26 protein-coding genes are annotated in these 19,984 nt (G+C 44.0%); 15 read left to right on the top strand and 11 right to left on the bottom strand.

What is annotated here, in order from left to right; genetic code table 11:
• Positions 1 to 94: 94 nt before the first annotated feature.
• The 7 genes from Q0954_RS26365 to Q0954_RS26335 all read left to right on the top strand — a co-directional run bounded on the left by Q0954_RS26365 (position 95) and on the right by Q0954_RS26335 (position 6,168).
• Entirely contained in the window at positions 95 to 658 is a 564-nt protein-coding gene (locus Q0954_RS26365; RefSeq protein ID WP_002702479.1) for a hypothetical protein, read from the top strand.
• Positions 648 to 2,261, top strand: coding sequence for a hypothetical protein (locus tag Q0954_RS26360; protein WP_299462209.1), 1,614 nt, complete (start codon positions 648 to 650; stop codon positions 2,259 to 2,261). Before Q0954_RS26365 ends, Q0954_RS26360 begins: the two co-directional genes overlap by 11 nt.
• Positions 2,251 to 2,883: a hypothetical protein gene (locus Q0954_RS26355; protein ID WP_299462206.1), complete on the top strand. Its 633-nt coding sequence runs from the start codon at positions 2,251 to 2,253 to the stop codon at positions 2,881 to 2,883. The genes Q0954_RS26360 and Q0954_RS26355 overlap by 11 nt, the downstream gene beginning before the upstream one ends.
• 36 nt (positions 2,884 to 2,919) lie before the next feature.
• Positions 2,920 to 4,806, top strand: coding sequence for a 2'-5' RNA ligase family protein (locus Q0954_RS26350; RefSeq protein ID WP_299462203.1), 1,887 nt, complete (start codon positions 2,920 to 2,922; stop codon positions 4,804 to 4,806).
• A 31-nt stretch (positions 4,807 to 4,837) separates the two neighbouring features.
• Positions 4,838 to 5,329 (top strand): phage virion morphogenesis protein, encoded by a 492-nt coding sequence (locus tag Q0954_RS26345; protein ID WP_299462200.1) that lies wholly within the window; start codon positions 4,838 to 4,840, stop codon positions 5,327 to 5,329.
• A 58-nt stretch (positions 5,330 to 5,387) separates the two neighbouring features.
• Entirely contained in the window at positions 5,388 to 5,867 is a 480-nt protein-coding gene (locus Q0954_RS26340) for a hypothetical protein (RefSeq protein ID WP_299462197.1), read from the top strand.
• 115 nt (positions 5,868 to 5,982) lie between these two features.
• Positions 5,983 to 6,168, top strand: coding sequence for a hypothetical protein (locus Q0954_RS26335; protein WP_299462194.1), 186 nt, complete (start codon positions 5,983 to 5,985; stop codon positions 6,166 to 6,168).
• Positions 6,169 to 6,170: 2 nt separating this feature from the next.
• Here the strand turns inward: Q0954_RS26335 and Q0954_RS26330 are convergent, their stop codons facing one another.
• The 3 genes from Q0954_RS26330 to Q0954_RS26320 form a co-directional block, all read right to left on the bottom strand.
• A complete protein-coding gene (locus tag Q0954_RS26330; RefSeq protein WP_299462191.1) occupies positions 6,171 to 7,019 on the bottom strand; it encodes a competence protein CoiA family protein in 849 nt (282 codons plus the stop codon).
• Positions 7,020 to 7,080: 61 nt separating this feature from the next.
• On the bottom strand, positions 7,081 to 7,251 hold the full coding sequence (locus Q0954_RS26325; RefSeq protein ID WP_299462188.1) for a DUF1660 family phage protein: 171 nt from the start codon (positions 7,249 to 7,251) through the stop codon (positions 7,081 to 7,083).
• A gap of 37 nt (positions 7,252 to 7,288) precedes the next feature.
• Positions 7,289 to 7,783 (bottom strand): hypothetical protein, encoded by a 495-nt coding sequence (locus tag Q0954_RS26320; protein ID WP_299462185.1) that lies wholly within the window; start codon positions 7,781 to 7,783, stop codon positions 7,289 to 7,291.
• A 165-nt stretch (positions 7,784 to 7,948) separates the two neighbouring features.
• On the opposite strand from Q0954_RS26320, the gene Q0954_RS26315 reads away from it, so the two are divergent.
• Positions 7,949 to 8,644, top strand: coding sequence for a hypothetical protein (locus tag Q0954_RS26315; RefSeq protein ID WP_299462182.1), 696 nt, complete (start codon positions 7,949 to 7,951; stop codon positions 8,642 to 8,644).
• A gap of 170 nt (positions 8,645 to 8,814) precedes the next feature.
• On the opposite strand, the gene Q0954_RS26310 is transcribed toward Q0954_RS26315, so the two are convergent.
• Entirely contained in the window at positions 8,815 to 9,384 is a 570-nt protein-coding gene (locus Q0954_RS26310; RefSeq protein ID WP_299462179.1) for an SH3 beta-barrel fold-containing protein, read from the bottom strand.
• 112 nt (positions 9,385 to 9,496) lie between these two features.
• On the opposite strand from Q0954_RS26310, the gene Q0954_RS26305 reads away from it, so the two are divergent.
• Together Q0954_RS26305 and Q0954_RS26300 are read left to right on the top strand one after the other, a co-directional pair.
• Complete coding sequence (locus tag Q0954_RS26305; protein ID WP_299462176.1) at positions 9,497 to 9,727, top strand: hypothetical protein; 231 nt, start codon at positions 9,497 to 9,499, stop codon at positions 9,725 to 9,727.
• A gap of 99 nt (positions 9,728 to 9,826) precedes the next feature.
• On the top strand, positions 9,827 to 10,108 hold the full coding sequence (locus Q0954_RS26300; protein ID WP_002702446.1) for a hypothetical protein: 282 nt from the start codon (positions 9,827 to 9,829) through the stop codon (positions 10,106 to 10,108).
• A 387-nt stretch (positions 10,109 to 10,495) separates the two neighbouring features.
• Here the strand turns inward: Q0954_RS26300 and Q0954_RS26295 are convergent, their stop codons facing one another.
• Positions 10,496 to 10,723 carry a hypothetical protein gene (locus Q0954_RS26295; RefSeq protein ID WP_299462170.1) on the bottom strand — a complete coding sequence of 76 codons (228 nt, stop codon included), beginning with the start codon at positions 10,721 to 10,723 and terminating at the stop codon, positions 10,496 to 10,498.
• A gap of 444 nt (positions 10,724 to 11,167) precedes the next feature.
• Between Q0954_RS26295 and Q0954_RS26290 the strand changes: the two genes are divergently transcribed.
• Entirely contained in the window at positions 11,168 to 11,455 is a 288-nt protein-coding gene (locus tag Q0954_RS26290; RefSeq protein WP_299462167.1) for a hypothetical protein, read from the top strand.
• Positions 11,456 to 11,535: 80 nt separating this feature from the next.
• On the opposite strand, the gene Q0954_RS26285 is transcribed toward Q0954_RS26290, so the two are convergent.
• The 5 genes from Q0954_RS26285 to Q0954_RS26265 all read right to left on the bottom strand — a co-directional run bounded on the left by Q0954_RS26285 (position 11,536) and on the right by Q0954_RS26265 (position 17,494).
• Entirely contained in the window at positions 11,536 to 11,751 is a 216-nt protein-coding gene (locus Q0954_RS26285) for a hypothetical protein (RefSeq protein ID WP_299462164.1), read from the bottom strand.
• Positions 11,735 to 11,968, bottom strand: a complete 234-nt coding sequence (locus Q0954_RS26280; protein WP_299462161.1) for a hypothetical protein — start codon at positions 11,966 to 11,968, stop codon at positions 11,735 to 11,737. The genes Q0954_RS26285 and Q0954_RS26280 overlap by 17 nt, the downstream gene beginning before the upstream one ends.
• Positions 11,969 to 12,383: 415 nt before the next feature.
• A complete protein-coding gene (locus tag Q0954_RS26275; protein WP_002702427.1) occupies positions 12,384 to 12,614 on the bottom strand; it encodes a hypothetical protein in 231 nt (76 codons plus the stop codon).
• Between the two features lie 61 nt (positions 12,615 to 12,675).
• Positions 12,676 to 12,891 (bottom strand): hypothetical protein, encoded by a 216-nt coding sequence (locus Q0954_RS26270; RefSeq protein WP_004155796.1) that lies wholly within the window; start codon positions 12,889 to 12,891, stop codon positions 12,676 to 12,678.
• Between the two features lie 4,243 nt (positions 12,892 to 17,134).
• Entirely contained in the window at positions 17,135 to 17,494 is a 360-nt protein-coding gene (locus Q0954_RS26265; RefSeq protein WP_002702419.1) for a hypothetical protein, read from the bottom strand.
• Between the two features lie 423 nt (positions 17,495 to 17,917).
• Between Q0954_RS26265 and Q0954_RS26260 the strand changes: the two genes are divergently transcribed.
• Genes Q0954_RS26260 through Q0954_RS26250 form a run of 3 tightly spaced genes read left to right on the top strand, consistent with a single transcriptional unit; the run spans position 17,918 to position 18,915 of the window.
• Positions 17,918 to 18,223 carry a hypothetical protein gene (locus tag Q0954_RS26260; protein ID WP_299462152.1) on the top strand — a complete coding sequence of 102 codons (306 nt, stop codon included), beginning with the start codon at positions 17,918 to 17,920 and terminating at the stop codon, positions 18,221 to 18,223.
• A gap of 36 nt (positions 18,224 to 18,259) precedes the next feature.
• Positions 18,260 to 18,538: a hypothetical protein gene (locus tag Q0954_RS26255; protein WP_299462149.1), complete on the top strand. Its 279-nt coding sequence runs from the start codon at positions 18,260 to 18,262 to the stop codon at positions 18,536 to 18,538.
• Complete coding sequence (locus Q0954_RS26250) at positions 18,535 to 18,915, top strand: hypothetical protein (protein ID WP_299462146.1); 381 nt, start codon at positions 18,535 to 18,537, stop codon at positions 18,913 to 18,915. Before Q0954_RS26255 ends, Q0954_RS26250 begins: the two co-directional genes overlap by 4 nt.
• A gap of 56 nt (positions 18,916 to 18,971) precedes the next feature.
• Here the strand turns inward: Q0954_RS26250 and Q0954_RS26245 are convergent, their stop codons facing one another.
• Positions 18,972 to 19,115: a hypothetical protein gene (locus Q0954_RS26245; RefSeq protein ID WP_198144980.1), complete on the bottom strand. Its 144-nt coding sequence runs from the start codon at positions 19,113 to 19,115 to the stop codon at positions 18,972 to 18,974.
• A 476-nt stretch (positions 19,116 to 19,591) separates the two neighbouring features.
• On the opposite strand from Q0954_RS26245, the gene Q0954_RS26240 reads away from it, so the two are divergent.
• Positions 19,592 to 19,984: hypothetical protein (locus Q0954_RS26240; protein ID WP_299462139.1), on the top strand; the 393-nt coding region annotated here is incomplete at its 3' end.

Below are 19,984 nucleotides of genomic sequence, written 5' to 3'. Positions count from 1 at the left end.
TTGTAACTACCGTCAAATGTAGGCTATTACTAAGTAACAACAACTTACATTGGGCAAATTGGACACGCCCATGCGCGGGCGCGCGCGAAGCAAAATGAGCAAAGGCAAAAAGAACATATCGCCCCAAAGGAAAAGCAAGGCTAACGAACACTACACCACCCCTGACAAACAAAAGGCTTTTGTGGAGGCATTGGTACATACGGGGGGCAACCGCCAACTTGCCTGTGAACGCGCGAGCCAACAATTGGGAGTCAAGGTATCACGTAGCTCGGTTTATCACTGGCTTAAAAACAATCAGAACTTTGCCAAAAAAGTAGCCGAAGCCAACCAGATTGGCGATGCCATTACCATAGACCTTGCCCAGAGTACCCTGGTACAACGCACCCAGGGCATGTATTACAAAGAGCAAGTGGTGGTAAAAGTAAAGGTAGACAAGTACAAGGAACGAGTAGAAGTAAAAGAAGTGAAAAAGTACCTGCCCCCTGATTATCACGCGGCAAAGATACTGCTGAGTGCCAAGGCACAACACCTGGGGTACGGTACCCAAAAGGTGGAGCATTCGGGTGAAATCACCACCAAAAATATTCAGGTAACCATTGCCAACCCTTATGAAGCTAAGGCAAACGAAAATGGGGAGGGGGAAATAGATGACCAGTAAAAAGAAAGGGCAAGCAGTGACTGTCCGCCCCAGTAAACCCCAGTTTGATATCTACGTGTCACGTACTCCGGTAAACCTGTTTATGGCGGGGCAAGGGGCAGGCAAAACCCACGGGGCGGGTTTGGTCTCGTTTCGTCTGATTAGCAACTTCCCCAGGGTATTTGGTTTTATGGGTGCCAATACCGATATGCAGCTCACTGATTCAACGCTTTACCGGGTCTTTTTGGTGTGGAAAGACCTGGGGTTGGAAGAATATGATGAGCACACGGGGGAGGGCGACTATGTAGTAGGCACCCAACCTCCCAGGCATTTTAGCCGCGAAGGGCACGCTTTTAAAAGCTATCGTAACAAGATTAGTTTTTGGAATGGCTGCGTAGTTTTTATTGGGTCTTTGGAAAACTATAAAGCCCACGACGGGAAAGAGTTTGCCTGGGCTATTTTGGATGAAACCAAGGACACCCGCGAAGAAGCGGTGCAGGAAGTGATCCTGGGAAGGCTTCGCCAACAAGGGCTGTATATTAGCCAGACAAGGGCGGGGGCACTTACTAGCGAGGAATATGATGAAGGAAGCCCTGTAGCAGCTAACCTCCCTTTTAATCCTTTGTATATTTTTACATCACCTGCCAAGGTGCCTTGGATCAATGACTGGTTTGAGCTGAACGAGTATGAAGAAGAAATCAAGGCAAAGATTTATGACCCGCCCCAGTACTTTAAAAAGAAAGTAGGCGGGAACTCTAAGTTTGTGGTGATTTCGGCGACTCACCTGAACCTCAAAAACCTGCCCTCTAACTATATTAAAAAACAAGAAGCCAACCTTGCCAGCCATCGGCACGGGATGCTGATTTATGGTGACCCCCTGGCCAAAAGTGGAGGTGAGTTTTGGAAACAATGGGATGCCAGCGTGCATTCGGGGCATTACTATGAAGTAGTGTATGACCCGGCTCACCCCCTGGATATTACCTGGGACTTCAATGTGCACCCTTATGTGACTTGCGTGGTCATTCAGGTATTTGTGCGCCCCGAAGAAGGAATGATTGATGTGTACATCTTAGATGAGATACTGGGTAAAACGCCTCGCAATACAACCCCTCATACCTGTGAGGATTTTTTAAAAATATACCAATCTCACCAGGGGCGAATTTATGTGCACGGTGATCCATCGGGCAAAAACCAGCAGACTAAAACCAAAGACAAACGCTCTGATTTTAAGGTGATTGCTCAGCAACTCAAACCTCACTTTACCAGCCTGCGTGATATGGTGCTTACGAAGGCACCAGGGGTTTCGGAGAGTGGGGATTTTATCAACCTGATCTTAGAAAAACAAAGCTACGGCATTCGGATACACGTAGACAAAGCCCGTTGCAAAACCGTGATTCGGGAGTTTGAATACACCAAAGAAGCCGAAGATGGCACCATTAGCAAAAAAACAATCGAAGACACCAAACTCAAGATTCGCTACCAACCCTTTGGGCACATTTCAGATGCTTTGCGCTACTTCTTCGTGGCAAAATTTGCGAAGGAGTACAAAAAATTCAGAGGGAAGGGCACCAGCCAACGTAAAACGCAAACGGTACCACGAAAACGATCAAAAGATGCATTCTAACTTTTTACACCGCTACGACTACCGCCGAAGGTTAAGCGAGGCGGACTTGCTTGATTTTATAGAAGGGGACTGGGGCAAGCTTGCCGAAGCCCAAAAATCAGCCATTGAAGAAATGGGGGAGTATATGGCGGCGCGTTCGTCATTGCCCAAAATATTTATCAGGCTGTTTGCCTACAACGGCACTAGCCAAAGTTTTGCGGCGGGGGAACGGGTATGGGTAAATACGGCAGAGGATAGCAGCTTGCCACCGGAAATAAAATATTACAGGGCGCGTAAGGAAGTACCAGCAAGCCAAAATACTGACTTGCCAGGTGCCCTTCCTGCTTACTGGCAGCCCCTGACCACCGATCCTCGCAGTACGATTGTACGTGATTTTGCGGTAGACATTGCCCTTTATAGAGTAGTTCCTGCCAATAGCCCGGTAGAGATTGCCAGTCAGTTTAGGCAATTTTATGATGATGCGATTGCCTGGTGCAAGGTGTATATGAAAAACGAACGTCCGACTCAGTTGCCTCAAGAACCTCCTGGAGACCGGGGGATACTGATTGCGGGTGGGAAAGATAAAGCAAAGTATGGTGGTAGCAGCAACAACGATCAACGAAATAGTTACCAAGGTTGGTAAATATCAGTTACACTTTTTTTTCAATTCAATTGCCAAATGTCTAAAAAAACAAAAAAACGATCTACTGCTGCTCCTGCTGCTCATCACCTGAGCACTTTTGCCTCGGTATTTCAATACGGTAGAGACCGGGTAACGATTGCCGACTGGATGCAAGCCTGGCGCATTGCCGAAAGCCCGGTCATGCCTCGTACCTACCCTTTGATGGAAGTCTATGATATGGTGTGTATTGATGCCGAAGTAATCACGGCCATCAATAACCGCAAGAACAAAGTGCTGGGTGAGCCCTTTCTGGTGCTTGATCCTGACGGCAATTATCAGGAAGCTGCCACCAAAAAGCTCAGGGGGAGTTGGTTCGATGATTTCATCAATGCCGTGCTTGATGCGGAGTTTTTTGGTTACTCGTTGATTGAAATAGGGCAAGCATTGAACGAAGATGATTATTCAATCAAAGAAATCAACACCGTTGAGCGGCGTAACATTATTCCTGGGCGAAAGTTAGTGCTTCCTTATCCTTTCTCTGCTTATGGTGAGGGCATTGATTTTAGCGCCGACTATTTGAGGCGCTGGTATATCTTCTGCTATAGCAAACGTTTCCCGTTAGGCTTGTTGCTGTACGCAGCCCCTTATGCCATTCTCAGCCGGGATGCCCTCATAAAGCACGCTGACTTTAACCGGGATTATGGCAAGCCTTATAAGATTGTGCATACCGATAAGGAAGGAGAAGAACGTCGCGAAGTATTGGATGCTTTGCTGAATGTAGAGGAAGAACTCAATGGAGTATTTGACATTGAAGAGAAGGTAGAGATTGCTTTTCCCTCCGGAGGGGGCGGCACTGTGGATACCTTTGATAAAATGGATGAGAAGGCAAGCAAAAAACTACTCAAAATCATTCAGGGGCACGTCAAGCTGAGCAACGATACCGAAGGCGGTGCCCAAACCTATATGAACAAAGACAGCATTGCCAAAACGCCTAGCGAAGAGATTAGGGAGTATGATATGGCAAGGGTAGAGGCAGTAGTAAATGAAGAACTCTTTCCTCGTTTGCTCGATTTCAACTATCCGTTGGCAGGGCATTCGTTTGTGTTTTTGGATACCCACCTCCGCGAACTCCAACGCCAAAAGAAAAGCATCTCAGAGACGGCGCTCACCCTTGCCTTGAATCACTTTGAGGTAAGCCCTGCCGAGTTTGAGAAAGCCACGGGAATTAAGGTAAAAAAGAAGGCAACCTTGCCTATAGATCAAAATGTAAAGACAGTAATCAAAAAGAAAGAAGCAACAAGTGATGAAGGTGCTACAGATACCAGTATTGCCACTGAACCTAAGACTGAAGCCAGTCAGGAAACAGGCAACCAGGTAGATAGTGCGAGCAATCTTGATACTAATGTCGAAGTTGCCAAAAACCAAGACTTTTTTAAGTATGGGGCAGTGACTTTGCCCATGAGAGATAAAAAACTGTGGGCAGGCTTACTGCCAAACATCGATGTAAACGACTTGTACATCTGCCCCAAGGCAGGAGTATACGGCTACGAAGATACGCCCCACATTACTGCTTTGTATGGAGTACATGCTTTGCCTAATGCTTTGAAAAAAGTGGAGGCGTTGCTCTCTTCTGCCAAAAAACAGATTGAAATACAACTCACCGCCATTTCGGTGTTTGAGCAAAAAGACAAGGACTATGAGGTACTTAAGTTTGAAGTAATCAGTCCTGCCCTAGTAGCGCTCCACGAAGCATTAAAGGCCGAACTCAAACATACCTTAGTGCATGAGACCTATCAGCCCCACGCCACCATTGCTTTTATAAAAAAGGGAAGGGCAAAGAAGTACACCACTGCCAAAATAGAGCAGCCTATCAAGCTATCTCTCAACGAAGCGATATACAGTGATGGCAGGGGGAACAAGACACTCATCAAATTTGCCAAATAACCAAATAAATAGAGAGTAAAACTAAATGCTGATGATCAACGAACGAAAGTTTAGAAAAGTCATGCGTGGGGTACCCAGGGGAGTAGGACAAGTCATGCTGCGTTATGTACAGCGCAACTTTGCCAGTGAATCGTACCGGGGCAGCGCCTGGCCACCCCGCCAAAACCAGAGCAATAACCGCAAACCATTGCTTACTGATACGGGCAAACTCAAAGCTTCTTTTAAGGTACGCGAAGCCAACTGGCGGGTGATTAGGGTGGGCAGCAATAGACAAGCAGAAAACAGCAACGCTCACCTTGCCCAACTCCACAACGAAGGAGCTCAGGGCGCTGCCACCGTGCGTACTTATACCCGGCGGGGACGGCGCAATGGTGGATCAGTGAGGGTGCGTAGCCACCGCAGACAAACCAACTTGCCCCAACGACAGTTTATGCCCATTCCAGGCAAAGAACCTTTGCCTCCAGAGCTTTGGGCAGAAATTGAGCGTTTTGTAAGCAAAGAGCTGGATAAGGTGTTCAGGTAGCTCTTTGCTTTACGGCTACACCTGACTCTAACCATAAAACAATCAAACCATTATTTTCATGATCAATTTATACAATGCACTGGAAACCCGGCTAAAATCTCCTACAGTAGGCATCCGCCATTTTGACTTGTGGGAAGGGCAATTTGATAATACCAGTGAGAAGTTCCCCTATCCCTTACCTGCTGCTTACTTAGAAATCACCCGCGAAGACACCAGTCCGCTGGGTGACAAGGTGCTGCTGGTCAAATCGAATTTTACCCTGCACCTGGGCTGCAAAGACTACCGTCCCACTACCACCGGAGCCAAAGTTACCACAGGCAAAGGTATCCTTTTGCTCTCGCAGGTAATCACTGCACGACTTCACGGTTGGCAATCAGGCAAGTTTGGTACGCTTACCCAAGTGAGTAGGCGCACCGTGAATGGCAATGGGTATTTGTATAGGGTGGAGCAAGAGTATGAGATGAGTTATAAGGATTATTCGCCACAAGTAGAAAGGGAGAAGATTGATGGGGATAAGGTAGCAGTAAGAATAGAGTAACGCTACCAGCACCGGATACTTGATTTTTTACCCTGGTACTACGTATTTTATTTCAGTTGGTTTTTACATCAAAACCTGACCTTAAAAAGTTATTAGTGTTAAACTATATTTACCAATGAGCCAACCTGCCGAAGGGGATGAATTTTGTCACCATTGTTTTCATTGCGATCAAAAATCTACTCAACATTACCTATATTCAGAGAAAGAACAGGTAGAGTTTGAAGGAGATACAGTAGAGATTATAGACTCTTTTTATTTGTGTTTACTATGTGTACAGGTGAACAAGATAGAGGATATATAAACTTACCCGTTTCCCCACCACTTTGCCTGGCTATCTATAAAAATATTGCTCTCCGGAACGCTTAACTTGTCGTTGGTCAGGTGAAAAAATGGTCGGTTACTTTGAGTTTTAAAATCTTTGGTCAAATCTGCTTTTTGACCATACACAGGGGTTTTGAGACGTTTATATGTTTTCTCATAACCACCCACGCACCGTTCTTCTCCATTTTCAAACCAGGTGGATGTTTCAATATATCTGGTAGCTTTGCCATAATGCACAGGAGTTAAGATACTGCCACTGCCTGGATACCAGTAATAAACCCGGCCATAATACAAAGTATGCAAAAAACGCTCAAAAAGCCTTGGTCTGAATGCTTCTTCTCCCAACGCTTTGGTGAGCGGCACCACCCAAAGGATGTAGGCCCCTCTTTTTTTATATTGCGCAGTGCGATGTAAAATTTTGGGGATGGAAAGTGTGCTGGCTTGCACCTCTATCACCACTCCTTTTCCGTCGATCCTTCCGCTTATATCGGGTCTGACCATCTGGTAGCCTTTACTACTGTTTGCCCACAAGGGTCTTTCTACTTCCCAGCTACCGTCTGGATATGCTGTTTGTAAAACAGCCGCAATTTCGTTTTTACAGTTTTTATGCAGGTCGCTTTCTTTGGTCCCTACCGGACTATGCCTGGCGCTGTACGCAAAGTGGTCACGTTTTTCTACACACCTTCTAATCACCACTTCTTCATAAGTATCAGGACAATAGAAAGGGGCATCTGTTTTAACCGCTTGTGAAATATGCACCGCCTGGTTGTCAGCAGCACGCTTGGCAACTAGTTTTATCTTATCAGGGGTAGAATTGTACTCGTAAGACATATAGGTCAAATCATTAGTTTGTAAAATATTGGGCAACTGGATGAAGGAAACAAACCACCTCTTATACATCTATCCACCCCTCCACCGAATACCTTGATACCTGGGTTTTGCCACAGCGGGTACAGCGCCTTTTGAGGCTGTCGCCTTGCCATTTGTGCCCCCATATTTTGCAAGCAAGTGGGGTAGACTTGCCTTTAGCTTCAACTTTACTTTTATCAGGAGTCTTATTCATGCCTGGAGTCATTCTTTGGTTAAATAATCAGTAATGGCTACTTGCTTTTATAGTCTACTTCTTTCAACAACTGGCGCACGGTTTCGGGGCGGTAATAGAACTTATGCCCCAGCAAACGACACAAGAAATTAGTATCGCCCAGAGTTTGCCATTTCTTAAAGGCTGCCCGCACTGCTTCGTGGCGGCGGGTGCTATCCATCCAATCAGTTGCCTTGACCTGTTGCCGGATGTGCATCAACTCTTCTACCCCCACTTTCACCTCTGCCAGGTCTGCTTCTTTGAGCCGATTGGCGTTGCGTAAAATTAAAGCATACACCGAACGGGGGCGGTAATAGTATTTGTAAGCCAGGGTTTGGCAAATGACTTCCGTCGATCCGTATTTGATCCTTTGCAGGTACTTGAAGCTGCCCAGTACATCGTCGCGGCGGCGCACGGCGGGTTCTTTGGTTTCGTCTGCCTGGTATAGCTGCTCTATCAGGGCTTCGAGGGCTACTAACTCCCAGGGGGGTAGCGCGCTATGTGTAGTGCTCATAGTGTTTTGCTGTTTTTGCCTACTAAATTACAAAAAAGTTATCAAACCCTAATTCACTCTCTATCATACACTTAAATGTATCTATCCTGAAAAAAAGCCCCAAAAACGAGCACTTGTTTCTCTTAGCTTTCGCCTTGTTCAAAAATCAAAACAATGCAAACATTGATGAAACAAATCACACGCAAACACCTGGCAATAATGCTGGGCTTGTTGTTATTGGGGACCAGCCTGGTGGTAGGCTGTAACAAAATCATCCGGGTAAGCAAAGCCCCGGATGAAAAACTCAGCCCCGAAAAAATGGTATTGCCTCGCTTTGTGGCGGGCAAGCTCACCCAAAAACTAAGGGAGGTGCTACCCGATACTTTTGCCCGCCTGGAAACTAACCAGGTGCTGCCCCTGGGCGACACCAAAACGGTGCTTATCGAGGGCAAATATGCCGTAGGTGGTATCCAGTTTCTGGAGGAATCAGCAGATAAAGTGGGCATGACACTCTCTTATGACCTGGAACAGTTTTTTGCTTTTGTGGCAGCCAAACTCAAAGAAGAACTCACTGCCAGCGGCAAGGCAAGTCCGGAGATCATAGAAGCCTTGGGTTTGTCGCTGGACATTTTGTTTGCTTATTACGAAACCAAAGCGAAAATACCCGTGCAAGGCAAGCTCAACACAGTTTTTCCGAACTCAGCGGCCGCCACTGCCCAGGTGTTTTTGTCGAAGCTTCGCTTGCTTTATTTTCAGGTAGTAAGCCGGGGTGATGGGGATGGGGTGGTGCTAAAAATGGGTTGGAATCCAAAGGTGTTTGAAGCCTTTTTGACCGATGTGTTGGCAGGGAAGTATAAGGTAAAGGTAGTGGAAAAGGAGTGAGTAGTGAGTTGCCCTAAAACAAAAAAACCTGAAGGAAAGTAGATAAAGACCTACTCATCCCCCAAGATTCTTCAATCAGCTATGTATTACAAAGGTATGTTTATTTCTGTTAATTTAAAATAGCACTGCTGATTTTTTTAACATTTTAATCAAGTAATAAAAACTGGAGTCTAAAACTCCAGTTCCTCCTCCTGATAATATAACCTGAATATTTCGCCCTCTTGCTGGTTAAAGTTCCAGTCAACCTCAAGGGTTGCCAGTTCCTGCATCAGCTCGCTTACCTTTTCCTGAGTTGCCCAATAACCTGCTTCACGCAGGGCTTTCTTTAGGTGCAGGGTAGTCAGTATTTTATGTTGGTTAAAGTAAGCCGTGGCCTGTTGTTTCACTACTTCATAACTCAGTTTTTTGAAGCGTAGGGTGTGGTATTCAAACTCTTCGTTTACCGGGTTCAGCTCAAATAAAACATTCAACTCTTTTAATCGGTCGATGTGCAGTTTACGCCACTCTCCTTTGTCGAGGTCGTAATAATTAACCCAACCTTGGTCTTTGGGTGGGTTATACTCTGCCCCGTTTGGGTGATCCTTGGCCGGGATCAGGCTAAAGTTTAAAGTTGCTTTCCGCACGTTTAGGGTGCCGTCTAACTTGGTGTAGGCGATCTGTACGATGCCTTTTCTTAAATCTTGTTTTAACTCCTCCTTAGTAAGGGAGTTGGTAGCGTTGATTTCAATGGTTGTTGTCATTGTAGTAAGCGTTTTGGTTGTTGTTGATTAATTAATTTATAAACCAAAGTACGACAAACACACACCCACTATCAAGCACTTAATCCCTTGATAACGAGGTGAATAAGGTTAGTTGCAAAAGCGTGCATTTCGCCCCAAAACCCACCAGATTGCCCCCAATATGTCCTTGCTTGCCCCAAAACGCCCTTGGTTTTTATCTGATTTGATCAAATACAACTACCACGTAGACTCACCATTGCACTACTCCAATCCAAATCGCCCCAAACCCGCCCAAAAACGGCACTTTTCCAAGGGAACAAAACGCCTCAAAATATCGCTTTCTGCGAACTCTATTACATCATAATTACTTGTGCCACAGTGAGTTGCTAAGGGCACACAATTAGTCGTTCTTTGTATCATAATAATTAAAGAAGTAAACAAAAACATTAAAAAAGAAAAAAAGATGAATCAGATAAAACAAAGAACAATAGTAGCACTAAGCAGCGGAACAGTTCAAATTACCCTCAACGGAAAGATTGAAAAAGCCACCTTAAACCTTGATTTGATTCCAGCTAAAAAGCAACAGCAAATTGGTAAAGAAAAACACCAAGGCAAGCAGCTCACCTTTTACAGCCTCAGCGAAGAAAAATGGAAAGTAATTGATTTTGAACAGGTAAGCGAAATAAGAGTTCTTACCTACTTTACCCAGACAATGCCTGTAACCATTTTCAAAAAATTAAAATAGCATCAGACAAAACCAAGCCTTCGCCCTACCTCTACAGGTGGGGTGTTGTTTATTGGTGCACGGGCAGGTTGCTAATGGCCGTTCGTTTTTTTATCTTTTTTGGTTGCTCTAAAGCAATGCCCCACTGACTTCGTGTAAAATCAATGGGGCTTTTTTTGTTGGCTTATATTGCATCCACTCTTTCTATTGAAAAGTCAATCACTGCCATGCAAGGCTTTTTCTCCCAGAATGCTTTCCCGTAATGACTGATCAAATAAGTTTTAACGCTCTTGTAATCGGTAAAGCAGGGGTAACAAAAAAATGTAAATAAGAGATAACACTTTTTGGTTGCTTTCTGAATATATAAACGAGGCTGTATGACCAACCCCGTTTTACTGCCACCCCAACCTACCCCTCTTTTTTAGCTGCTTCTTCTGCTTTTGCGATGCGATAGTTGAGCTGCCTCAACTCCTCAATCATCAGGGTTAAAAATTCCACTTGTTTTTCCTGTACTACTACTTGTTCCATGGCTTTGGTTGCTTTGGCTGTTTCAAGTGTTTTTTTTACCTGGGCTAGTTCAATGGCTAACTCATTTCTTCTTTCTATTATTACCCAGTATGCTTCGTTTGTAATCATGGCTGTTTTATTTAGTAATGCGTTTAACTTTAATTATGAACCAAAGTACGACAAACATACACCCACTATCAAGCACTTAAACTACTGATAACGAGGTGAATAAGATTAGTTGCAAAAGCGTACTTTTTGCCCCAAAAGTTGCCGTTTCGCCCCCAATATGTCCTCATTTGCCCCAAAATGCCCCTGGTTTTTTTCTGATTTGATCAAATACAGCTACCACGTAGGTTCACCATTGCACTACTCCTATGCAAACCGCCCCAAACCCGCCCCAAACCCGCCCAAAAGCTGCACTTTGCCTAGTGTAAAAAACGCCTCAAAATGTCGCTTTCTGCAAGTTGTATTACATCATAATTACCTGTGCCACAATGAGTTGCTAAAGACACACAATTAGTCGTTCTTAGAGTCATAATAATTAAAACAACCCCCAAACAAGATTAACAACAGATGAAACCAACGAATTTAAACCCCACGATATTAAAAAGTTTTAAAGCAACCGAAAGCTTCTACAAACACCAATATCCTAACCACAAAATAAGCCAGGAAGTATTTACAAAGGCTTTCATTGAAGGAATGAAAGAGGCAGCTAAAATGACCCCTGAAAAATTTAATACAATCAAAGAAGAATACATCATAGGCGGCAAAAAACTGGAAAACCTAGCCTCAAAAGCCAACAAAAACAAGCTAGATAAAAGAAGCTTTACCAGAGGGTTTGTTTCTGGATTTACTGCATAAAACCTACCTACCCCCTTAAAAACTATTACCTGGACTAAAGCCCTCCACCACCTCATCAAGCCAAAAAAGTTCCTTTACTTTTAATTTTTCCGTTCTATGAATGCATCGTGATCAGTCAAAGCATTGCTGACCAGAGGCACGCAGCCACTGAGCAGGTGGGCAAGCATCAAGGTTGCCTGAAGGTGTTTTTTGAAGAAGAGTTGGGGGGATGGATAAAAAGCGTTGGTTTGTGATAGAGGCTGGACTGGATCATCAACCAGCCCCTTGATTTTGTCTGGGTTAGTTAATATGGTCAAAATATGGATGGGGCATCAATTCCTGAATATCGTCGTCCTTTACAAACTCATAATACTCGAGAACTCTTTTTCGGTCGCTGGATGAATGAAGAATATGCGTCGTAAGTTCGCCTGGTAATTCTTTTTCCCGGTTGAGCCTGAGCGCATCCACATATAATAATACCCCTGTATCGTTTAATTCATTGTTATCATCAAAGAAAACGAACTGTTTGAACATTAACTGGTCTTTTTTCATTTTGTCACATGATTTATCATTTACTGCCCGTTTTTGCGTGCACACCATAAATATACAGCATAAATCTGTATTTTTTATGCGCTACTTATTGAAAAGGAGTCAGGGTTTTATTTGTAATGCCAGGCAAGCACCAAACCCAGCAGTTAAGTTGAATTACCGCTGGGTTTACTTGATGACGCTTACCTTTATTACAAACTATTTTTGACGCATTCAGTAGCGATTTTGTTTACCCAGGCGATGCCTGTGAAATAAACACCTACCCAGACCCAGGCGTTGGGTGCTTACACAAGTAGCTGAGTAATTGTCGTTCGTTGTGTTAATTCTATCTTTTTCTGGCTGAACCTACCCAAAGCAAAACCCCACCAACTTCATAAAAATTAGTGGGGCTTTCTGTTGATTATTTTACTTCACGATTTGCTTCGGCAAGTTGCTCGGCTTGTTCCATTAGGAGGTGGAGTTCTCCATCCAGTCTATCGATTATCTCCAGCTCTTTTTCATAAAAGGCGACATCTACCAATGTGCGGGAATCTTTGGCGTGTTCCAGGGCTCTTTCGGCAAGCAGGCGTTCCTTGCTGAGCTCTTCGCTTCGAGTGGTCAGCAGGGCATACAGTTCTTTCTGGGTATTCATTTGATCTCTGTTTTATAGTTTGTATAAAAACACCGGGACAAAGCCGCCCCGGTGGTGTTAATTATTCACTGCCTTTGGCACCAGCAGTCACTAGTTTTGATTTGAGTTTCATCAACTCAAATACTGCCCGATCGACATTACTTAGTTCAATTTCGCAGCGATCAGCCTCATTGCTCTTGCCTGCCTTTACACAGGCTTTGAACTCCTGACTGGTGGCTGCTTTATGCCGTTGTAATGCTTCAATTTGGGCTTCTACAATTTGAATGGCGTTGTCCATGTCGTTGTTTTATTTAGTAATTAATTTATAAACCAAAGAACGACAATACCTTGCCCACTATCCAGTATTTAATTCCTTGATAGTGAGACAAATAAGATTAGTTGCCAAAGTGCACATTCTGCTCTGAAAGCTACCAAAATGCTCCCCAATATGTCCTCATTTGCCCCAAAACACCTCCACTCTTTTCACCATTTGTTATTATCTGCCCATAGCATTGCTACTCTATTGCACTATGGTAATTGAAACTGCCCCAAACCCGCCTGGAAATGGCACTTTACGGGGGGCACAAAACCACTTCAAATATCGCTTTTCGCAGATAGCATTACATCATAACCTTTTGTTTAACAGCGAGTTGCTAAGGGCTGATCATTGCTGGCACTTTACGCTGAAGTTATTGATTAATAAAACAGATGGAAAATTTAGATTATACCAATTACGATTGAAAGAGAGCCATCAGGCTCTTTTTCTTTGCTGCTGGTAGCCGTGCGACACTTTAGGCATAGACTAAAACCCTGGCACTAACCAGACTCTTGGCATTAAACTATTCAAGGTAGCCGTACCACGCTTTCTAATCCAATAGGTACCTTGGCACTAACCAGACTCTTGACATTAAACTATTCAAGGATGGCACAGCACACTTTTAGAGCTGGTAAATATATTTACTTTGACAAGACTCTTGGCATTGAATTATTTAAGGTAGCTACCACACACTTTGAGCACCAGCGGGCATTCCGGTATTGACAAGACTCTTGACATTGAATTATTCAAGGCAGCCGTGCGACACTTTAGGCACAGACTAAAACCTCGGTATTGACAAGACTCTTGACATTGAATTATTCCAGGTAGCCACCACACACTTTAGGCACAGACTAAAACCCCGGCATTGACAAGACTCTTAACATTGAACTATTTAAGGCAGCCACAGCACACTTTTAGAGCTGGTAAATATATTTACTTTGACAAGACTCTTGACATTGAACTATTCAAGGCAGCCACAACACACTTTAGGCACAGACTAAAACCCTGGTATTGACAAGACTCTTGGCATTGAATTATTCCAGGCAGCCGTGCGACACTTTAGGCACAGACTAAAACCTTGGTATTGACAAGACTCTTGACATTGAATTATTCGAGGAGGGCACAGCACACTTTTAGAGCTGGTAAATATATTTACTTTGACAAGACTCTTCACATTGAACTATTCAAGGCAACCACAACACACTTTAGGCACAGACTAAAACCCCGGCATTGACAAGACTCTTGACATTAAATTATTTAAGGCAGCCACAACACACTTTAAGCACAGACTAAAACCCCGGTATTGACAAGACTCTTGGCATTGAACTATTCGAAGCAGCTATCCTACACTTTAGGCACAGACTAAAACCCCAGCATTGACAAGACTCTTGGCGTTGAACTATTCCAGGCAGCCGTACCACACTTTTAGAGCTGGTAAATATATTTACTTTGACAAGACTCTTGACATTGAACTATTCAAGGGGGGCACAGCACACTTTTAGAGCTGGTAAATATATTTTCTTTGACAAGACTCTTAACATTGAATTATTCGAAGCAACCACCACACACTTTAGGCACAGACTAAAACCCTGGTATTGACAAGACTCTTGACATTGAATTATTTAAGGCAGCCACAACACTCTTTAGGCGTAGACTAAAACCCTGATATTGACAAGACTCTTGACATTGAACTATTCAAGGCGGACACGTCACACTTTCTAATCCAGCAGGCATCCTGGTATTGACAAGACTCTTGACATTGAATTATTCAAGGCAGCCGTGCGACACTTTAGGCACAGACTAAAACCTTGGTATTGACAAGACTCTTGACATTGAATTATTCGAGGAGGGTACAGCACACTTTTAGAGCTGGTAAATATATTTACTTTGACAAGACTCTTGACATTGAACTATTCAAGGCAGCCACAACACACTTTAACCTCGGCATTGACAAGACTCTTGGCATTGAACTATTCAAGGCGGACACGTCACACTTTCTAATAGAGCAGGCGCTCCGGCATTGACAAGACTCTTGGCGTTGAATTATTCAAGGCAGCCACCACACACTTTTAGAGCTGGTAAATATATTTACTTTGACAAGACTCTTGACATTGAATTATTCAAGGCAGCCACAGCACACTTTAGGCACCAGCGGGCATTCCGGCACCAACAAGACTCTTGACATTGAATTATTCAAGGGGGCATATCACACTTTCTAATAGAGCAGGCGCTCCGGCATTGACAAGACTCTTGGCGTTGAATTATTCAAGGCAGCCACCACACACTTTTAGAGCTGGTAAATATATTTACTTTGACAAGACTCTTGACATTGAATTATTCAAGGCAGCCGTACTACACTTTCTAATCCAGCGGGCATTCCGGCACCAACAAGACTCTTGACATTGAATTATTTAAGGGGCACATCACACTTTCTAATAGAGCAGGCGCTCCGGCATTGACAAGACTCTTGACATTGAATTATTCAAGGCAGCCGTACTACACTTTCTAATCCAGCGGGCATTCCGGCATTGACAAGACTCTTGACATTGAATTATTCAAGGCAGCCACAGCACACTTTAGGCACCAGCGGGCATTCCGGCACCAACAAGACTCTTGACATTGAATTATTCAAGGGGGCACAGCACACTTTCTAATAGAGCAGGCGCTCCGGCATTGACAAGACTCTTGGCGTTGAATTATTCAAGGCAGCCACCACACACTTTTAGAGCTGGTAAATATATTTACTTTGACAAGACTCTTGACATTGAATTATTTAAGGTAGCCACAACACACTTTAGGCACTAACAGGCACCCTGACATTGACAAGACTCTTGACATTGAACTATTCAAGGAGGGCACAGCACACTTTTAGAGCTGGTAAATATATTTACTTTGACAAGACTCTTGGCGTTGAACTATTCCAGGCAGCCGTACCACACTTTAGGCACCAGTGGGAATCCAGGCATTGACAAAACTCTTGGCATTGAACTATTCAAGGCAGCCGTACCACACTTTCTAATCCAGCAGACACCCCGGCATTGACAAGACTCTTGACATTGAACTATTCAAGGAGGGCACAGCACACTTTTAGAGCTGGTAAATATATTTACTTTGACAAGACTCTTGGCGTTGAACTATTCCAGGCAGCCGTACCACACTTTAGGCACAGACTAAAACCCCGGTATTGACAAGACTCTTGACATTGAACTATTCAAGGTAGTCACAACACACTTTAGGCACCAGCGGGAATTCAGGCATTAACAAGACTCTTGACATTGAACTATTCAAGGTAGCCACAACACACTTTAGGCACAGACTAAAACCCCGGCATTGACAAGACTCTTGACATTGAACTATTCAAGGATGGTACAGCACACTTTCTAATCGAGCAGGCGCTCCGGCATTGACAAGACTCTTGACATTGAATTATTCAAGGCAGTCACAACACACTTTGAGCACTAACAGGCACCTCGGTATTGACAAGAGTCTTGACATTGAATTATTCAAGGCAGCCGTACCACACTTTCTAATCCAGCAGGCACCTCGGTATTGACAAGAGTCTTGGCATTGAACTATTCAAGGCAGCCGTACCACACTTTCTAATCCAGCAGACACCCCGGCATTGACAAGACTCTTGACATTGAACTATTCCAGGCAGCCACAACACACTTTTAGAGCTGGTAAATATATTTACTTTGACAAGACTCTTGACATTGAACTATTCCAGGCAGCCACAACACACTTTAGGCACTAACAGGCACCCCGGCATTGACAAGACTCTTCACATTGAACTATTCGAGGCAGCTACACCACACTTTCTAATCCAGCAAGCACTTTCATTTTGACAAGACTCTTGACATTGCACTATTCAAGGCAGCCACATCACACCTTTAGCGCCAACGAGCATTCTGGCACCAACCAGACTCTTGATATTGAACTATTCAAGGCAGCTACACCACACTTGCAGCACCAGCAGATGCTCCAAGAAGTATTTTCAATAACTTTTGACCCAACAAAGTGTGGCAAAAACTGACGGCTCAGTTTAGATTCTGAAGTTCAGAAATTCTTCAAGGCTTAACAAAGTATTCCTGCCAGGATTATTTCTGGTGGGAATGCCTTTGTCAATTCCTCACAAGTCCAGTACAAACAGCTTTTTGGTTTCTTACCAGGAAGACAAAAAACGAAACCGGGTATTAGGTTTCGTTGGTAAATTGGGGTTGATTGACTACTTCCAAAAAAAGTAATATACATCACCCTTTCTCCTGGTTAACCGCCATTTACTTTTATAAGAAGCCGCTGCCCTGCCAGTAAGCTTTAGGCATAATTTAGCAGAGCTGTTATACATCTTTGCGTAATGAATCACTCTGTTTCTCTGCTCTTCCGGAATAGCCTTTATTGTGGAAATGGCTTTGTCTGAGCGTAAAGCCTCAGCTGCTCTGATAACCCAAAGAGCATAGGCCGCTGTGCCGTAGTCTTTAGGAACCTTAATTACCACAGGGTTTTCGATGATGTGTCTTTCAAATATGCTTGACTTAGCTCTTAAGCAAGCTTCTTTTACACTTTTACCAAATATTTTAACTTCCATGTTGTTCTTGTTTTATCCTTTAATTATGAACCAAAGTACGACAAACAAACGCCCACTACCCAGTACTTAATTCCTTGATAGCGAGCCAAATAAGATTAGTTACCAAAATGCACATTACGACCTCCAAACCAGCTAAACCACCCCCAATATGTCCTCGTTTGCCCTAAAACACCTACACCATTTTCACCATTTGTGATCATTTGCACCATAGCATCGCTACTCTATGGCACTATGGTAATTAAAACTGCCCAAAGCCGCCTAAAAACGGCATTTTTAGAAGCGCATAAAACCACTTCAAATATTGCTTTTCGCAGACAGTATTACATCATAATATCCTGGGCAAGAGCGAGTTGCTAAGGGTGCGCAATTAGTCGTGTTTTGTGTCATAATAATTAAAACAGTAAACCAAAAGATTCAATACCAATGGAAAATTTAGCGCATATCGCCCTTGAAAAATTTAAAATGTATCAAAGGTATTTTGACCGAAAACAACTCCCATATCGCCTCAATCAGGCAGACTTTATCGCTGGGTTTCAGGCCGGGGTAATCAAGGCAGCAGCTACCGACAAAGTTGCTTTACAAAAAATGCTGGATGAGTTTATCCTGAATGCTCAGGAACTGGACACCCTTGCTTTGAAAGAAGCAGACAGCAGTCACCCCTCTCTGGACAAAATAAGTTTTACCAAAGGTTTTGTCGCAGGTTTTACCGAGCAAGGCATCAGCAATTAAGACCTAAGGAATAACTACTAAAAAAACACCATAAAAATGAGCACACAATCACCCACGAACATTTTTGACCAGGATTTGGTCACCTACCGGGTAGCAATGGATTTAGCTAAAATTCAGGAGGGCATTATCAAAATAAGCCACGAAGCTCACGGCTACGCCTGGCTACCTATCACCGTTATCCGTAATCCCCGGCTTTTGACAGGAGTAACCTCTGATAACCAGGGGGAGGGGGTTTATCGCATCGAAATCAACCAGAATTATTGGAAAGACATTTTCTGGATAGACCATGTATTTTACCTAAATCAAAAACAATGAAATACGCTACCATCATAGCCGCCGCCGAAAAACTGACCGACGAGGAGTTAGGCTACCTCATTACCCGGTTGGATGATATGCTGAGTGCCCGCTACTACCACCAGGCAGACCAGGTGCCTCAACCACAGGAATACCAAAAAGAGGTCATTCCGGCTTCAGATAGTGCATCAGGATTTATTCTGGAGGAGTTTAGTGAATATACCCAAGGGCACCTGTACCTGATGTGTATGCCCAACGGCGACTGTTTCAACTACGCCCTGTTTACCGTGACCGAACAGGGCATGGAAGATATCTTTATCCTCGTAGATGGCAAACAGGACTGGCAGGAACAGCTTGCCCCCAAGATTCAACAGTTTTTTGGGCAGGCGAGTACCTGAACCAAGATAAAAACGAGGCTTTACAACACATGAAGCCTCGTTCAATCATTTTAATACTAATAAAAGTCCCGGTCGCTCACCCCAAAGTCTTTATCTCCGTAGTTAGGTTCCCACCCCCAGGGATCAAACCCTTCCTCTTCTTCTTCGGTGCTCCATTTTATGTCGGTTGGGGTTGCTTTTTTCAGTAGGTTGTTTGACATTTGCATTGGCTTTATCTTTTAAAGTTGAAAACAACGGGTTTGGGAGCTGTTACCTTCCAAGCCCTTTTTTATTATATCTCTAAGTACCTCCATCTTTGGGGAACTATCCAGTACTTAATCGCTGAATCGCAAGCCAAATAAGCTTATCCGCCAAAACGTAGACTTCGTCTTCAAACCAGCTAAAATGCCCCATAAACTGTCTTCGTTTGCCTGAAATTCCCCCACTTTTTTCAACGTTTGCCTGTATTCCACCATCCTGTAGCTCCCTGTTGCATTATTGCCAGCATAGTTGCCTGAAACCCGCCCAAAAATGGCACTTTTCCAGGAGTACAAAACGCCTTAAAATATCGCTTTTGCCAGATAGTATTACATCATAATTACCTCGCCCACAGTGGGTTGGTAAGGGAGTAAGATTAGTCGTACTTCGTGCTATAATTATTAATTAATCAACCCATTAAACCAAACAGAAACAACCTATGGGAGCAACAAATTTTGAACGCTACGCCTTCGGAAAAACACTGGAAGAAGCTTACCAAATGGCTTACGAAGAGGCCGAAGATTTTACTGGCATCACCGATGGGGAGAGCGGAGACCTCAACTCCAAACCAGGCTGCATAGAAGTAGCCATACCCGAAGGGGTGACCCCTGCCAGGTACCTGCGCTGGATTGAAAAAGCAGATCGGGCTTTTACGGGCTATGGCATTAGCCAAAAGCAAAAAGATAAGCTGCTGGGTTCCATTCCTGACAGGCATCAGGCAAGGGTGTTTACCTACGCTAATTATTACGCCGACACCAGTGCCAAAGCACTGGCCATCAAAATGACCGGAAGAAAGGCACAGGAGTTTCGCCGGGGGACAGTGTATGCAGGC

This window comes from uncultured Microscilla sp. (assembly GCF_947493425.1).
Taxonomy (GTDB): Bacteria; Bacteroidota; Bacteroidia; order Cytophagales; family Microscillaceae; genus Microscilla.
This window is presented reverse-complemented; position numbering and strand designations above follow the sequence as displayed.

Excerpts from the sequence above, each read along its gene's own strand:
- Q0954_RS26365 (WP_002702479.1), top strand. The coding sequence starts at position 95 with ATGAGCAAAGGCAAAAAGAACATATCGCCCCAAAGGAAAAGCAAGGCT.
- Q0954_RS26360 (WP_299462209.1), top strand. The coding sequence starts at position 648 with ATGACCAGTAAAAAGAAAGGGCAAGCAGTGACTGTCCGCCCCAGTAAA.
- Q0954_RS26355 (WP_299462206.1), top strand. The coding sequence starts at position 2,251 with ATGCATTCTAACTTTTTACACCGCTACGACTACCGCCGAAGGTTAAGC.
- Q0954_RS26350 (WP_299462203.1), top strand. The coding sequence starts at position 2,920 with ATGTCTAAAAAAACAAAAAAACGATCTACTGCTGCTCCTGCTGCTCAT.
- Q0954_RS26345 (WP_299462200.1), top strand. The coding sequence starts at position 4,838 with ATGATCAACGAACGAAAGTTTAGAAAAGTCATGCGTGGGGTACCCAGG.
- Q0954_RS26340 (WP_299462197.1), top strand. The coding sequence starts at position 5,388 with ATGATCAATTTATACAATGCACTGGAAACCCGGCTAAAATCTCCTACA.
- Q0954_RS26335 (WP_299462194.1), top strand. The coding sequence starts at position 5,983 with ATGAGCCAACCTGCCGAAGGGGATGAATTTTGTCACCATTGTTTTCAT.
- Q0954_RS26330 (WP_299462191.1), bottom strand. The coding sequence starts at position 7,019 with ATGTCTTACGAGTACAATTCTACCCCTGATAAGATAAAACTAGTTGCC.
- Q0954_RS26325 (WP_299462188.1), bottom strand. The coding sequence starts at position 7,251 with ATGAATAAGACTCCTGATAAAAGTAAAGTTGAAGCTAAAGGCAAGTCT.
- Q0954_RS26320 (WP_299462185.1), bottom strand. The coding sequence starts at position 7,783 with ATGAGCACTACACATAGCGCGCTACCCCCCTGGGAGTTAGTAGCCCTC.
- Q0954_RS26315 (WP_299462182.1), top strand. The coding sequence starts at position 7,949 with ATGAAACAAATCACACGCAAACACCTGGCAATAATGCTGGGCTTGTTG.
- Q0954_RS26310 (WP_299462179.1), bottom strand. The coding sequence starts at position 9,384 with ATGACAACAACCATTGAAATCAACGCTACCAACTCCCTTACTAAGGAG.
- Q0954_RS26300 (WP_002702446.1), top strand. The coding sequence starts at position 9,827 with ATGAATCAGATAAAACAAAGAACAATAGTAGCACTAAGCAGCGGAACA.
- Q0954_RS26295 (WP_299462170.1), bottom strand. The coding sequence starts at position 10,723 with ATGATTACAAACGAAGCATACTGGGTAATAATAGAAAGAAGAAATGAG.
- Q0954_RS26290 (WP_299462167.1), top strand. The coding sequence starts at position 11,168 with ATGAAACCAACGAATTTAAACCCCACGATATTAAAAAGTTTTAAAGCA.
- Q0954_RS26280 (WP_299462161.1), bottom strand. The coding sequence starts at position 11,968 with ATGTTCAAACAGTTCGTTTTCTTTGATGATAACAATGAATTAAACGAT.
- Q0954_RS26275 (WP_002702427.1), bottom strand. The coding sequence starts at position 12,614 with ATGAATACCCAGAAAGAACTGTATGCCCTGCTGACCACTCGAAGCGAA.
- Q0954_RS26270 (WP_004155796.1), bottom strand. The coding sequence starts at position 12,891 with ATGGACAACGCCATTCAAATTGTAGAAGCCCAAATTGAAGCATTACAA.
- Q0954_RS26265 (WP_002702419.1), bottom strand. The coding sequence starts at position 17,494 with ATGGAAGTTAAAATATTTGGTAAAAGTGTAAAAGAAGCTTGCTTAAGA.
- Q0954_RS26260 (WP_299462152.1), top strand. The coding sequence starts at position 17,918 with ATGGAAAATTTAGCGCATATCGCCCTTGAAAAATTTAAAATGTATCAA.
- Q0954_RS26255 (WP_299462149.1), top strand. The coding sequence starts at position 18,260 with ATGAGCACACAATCACCCACGAACATTTTTGACCAGGATTTGGTCACC.
- Q0954_RS26250 (WP_299462146.1), top strand. The coding sequence starts at position 18,535 with ATGAAATACGCTACCATCATAGCCGCCGCCGAAAAACTGACCGACGAG.
- Q0954_RS26245 (WP_198144980.1), bottom strand. The coding sequence starts at position 19,115 with ATGTCAAACAACCTACTGAAAAAAGCAACCCCAACCGACATAAAATGG.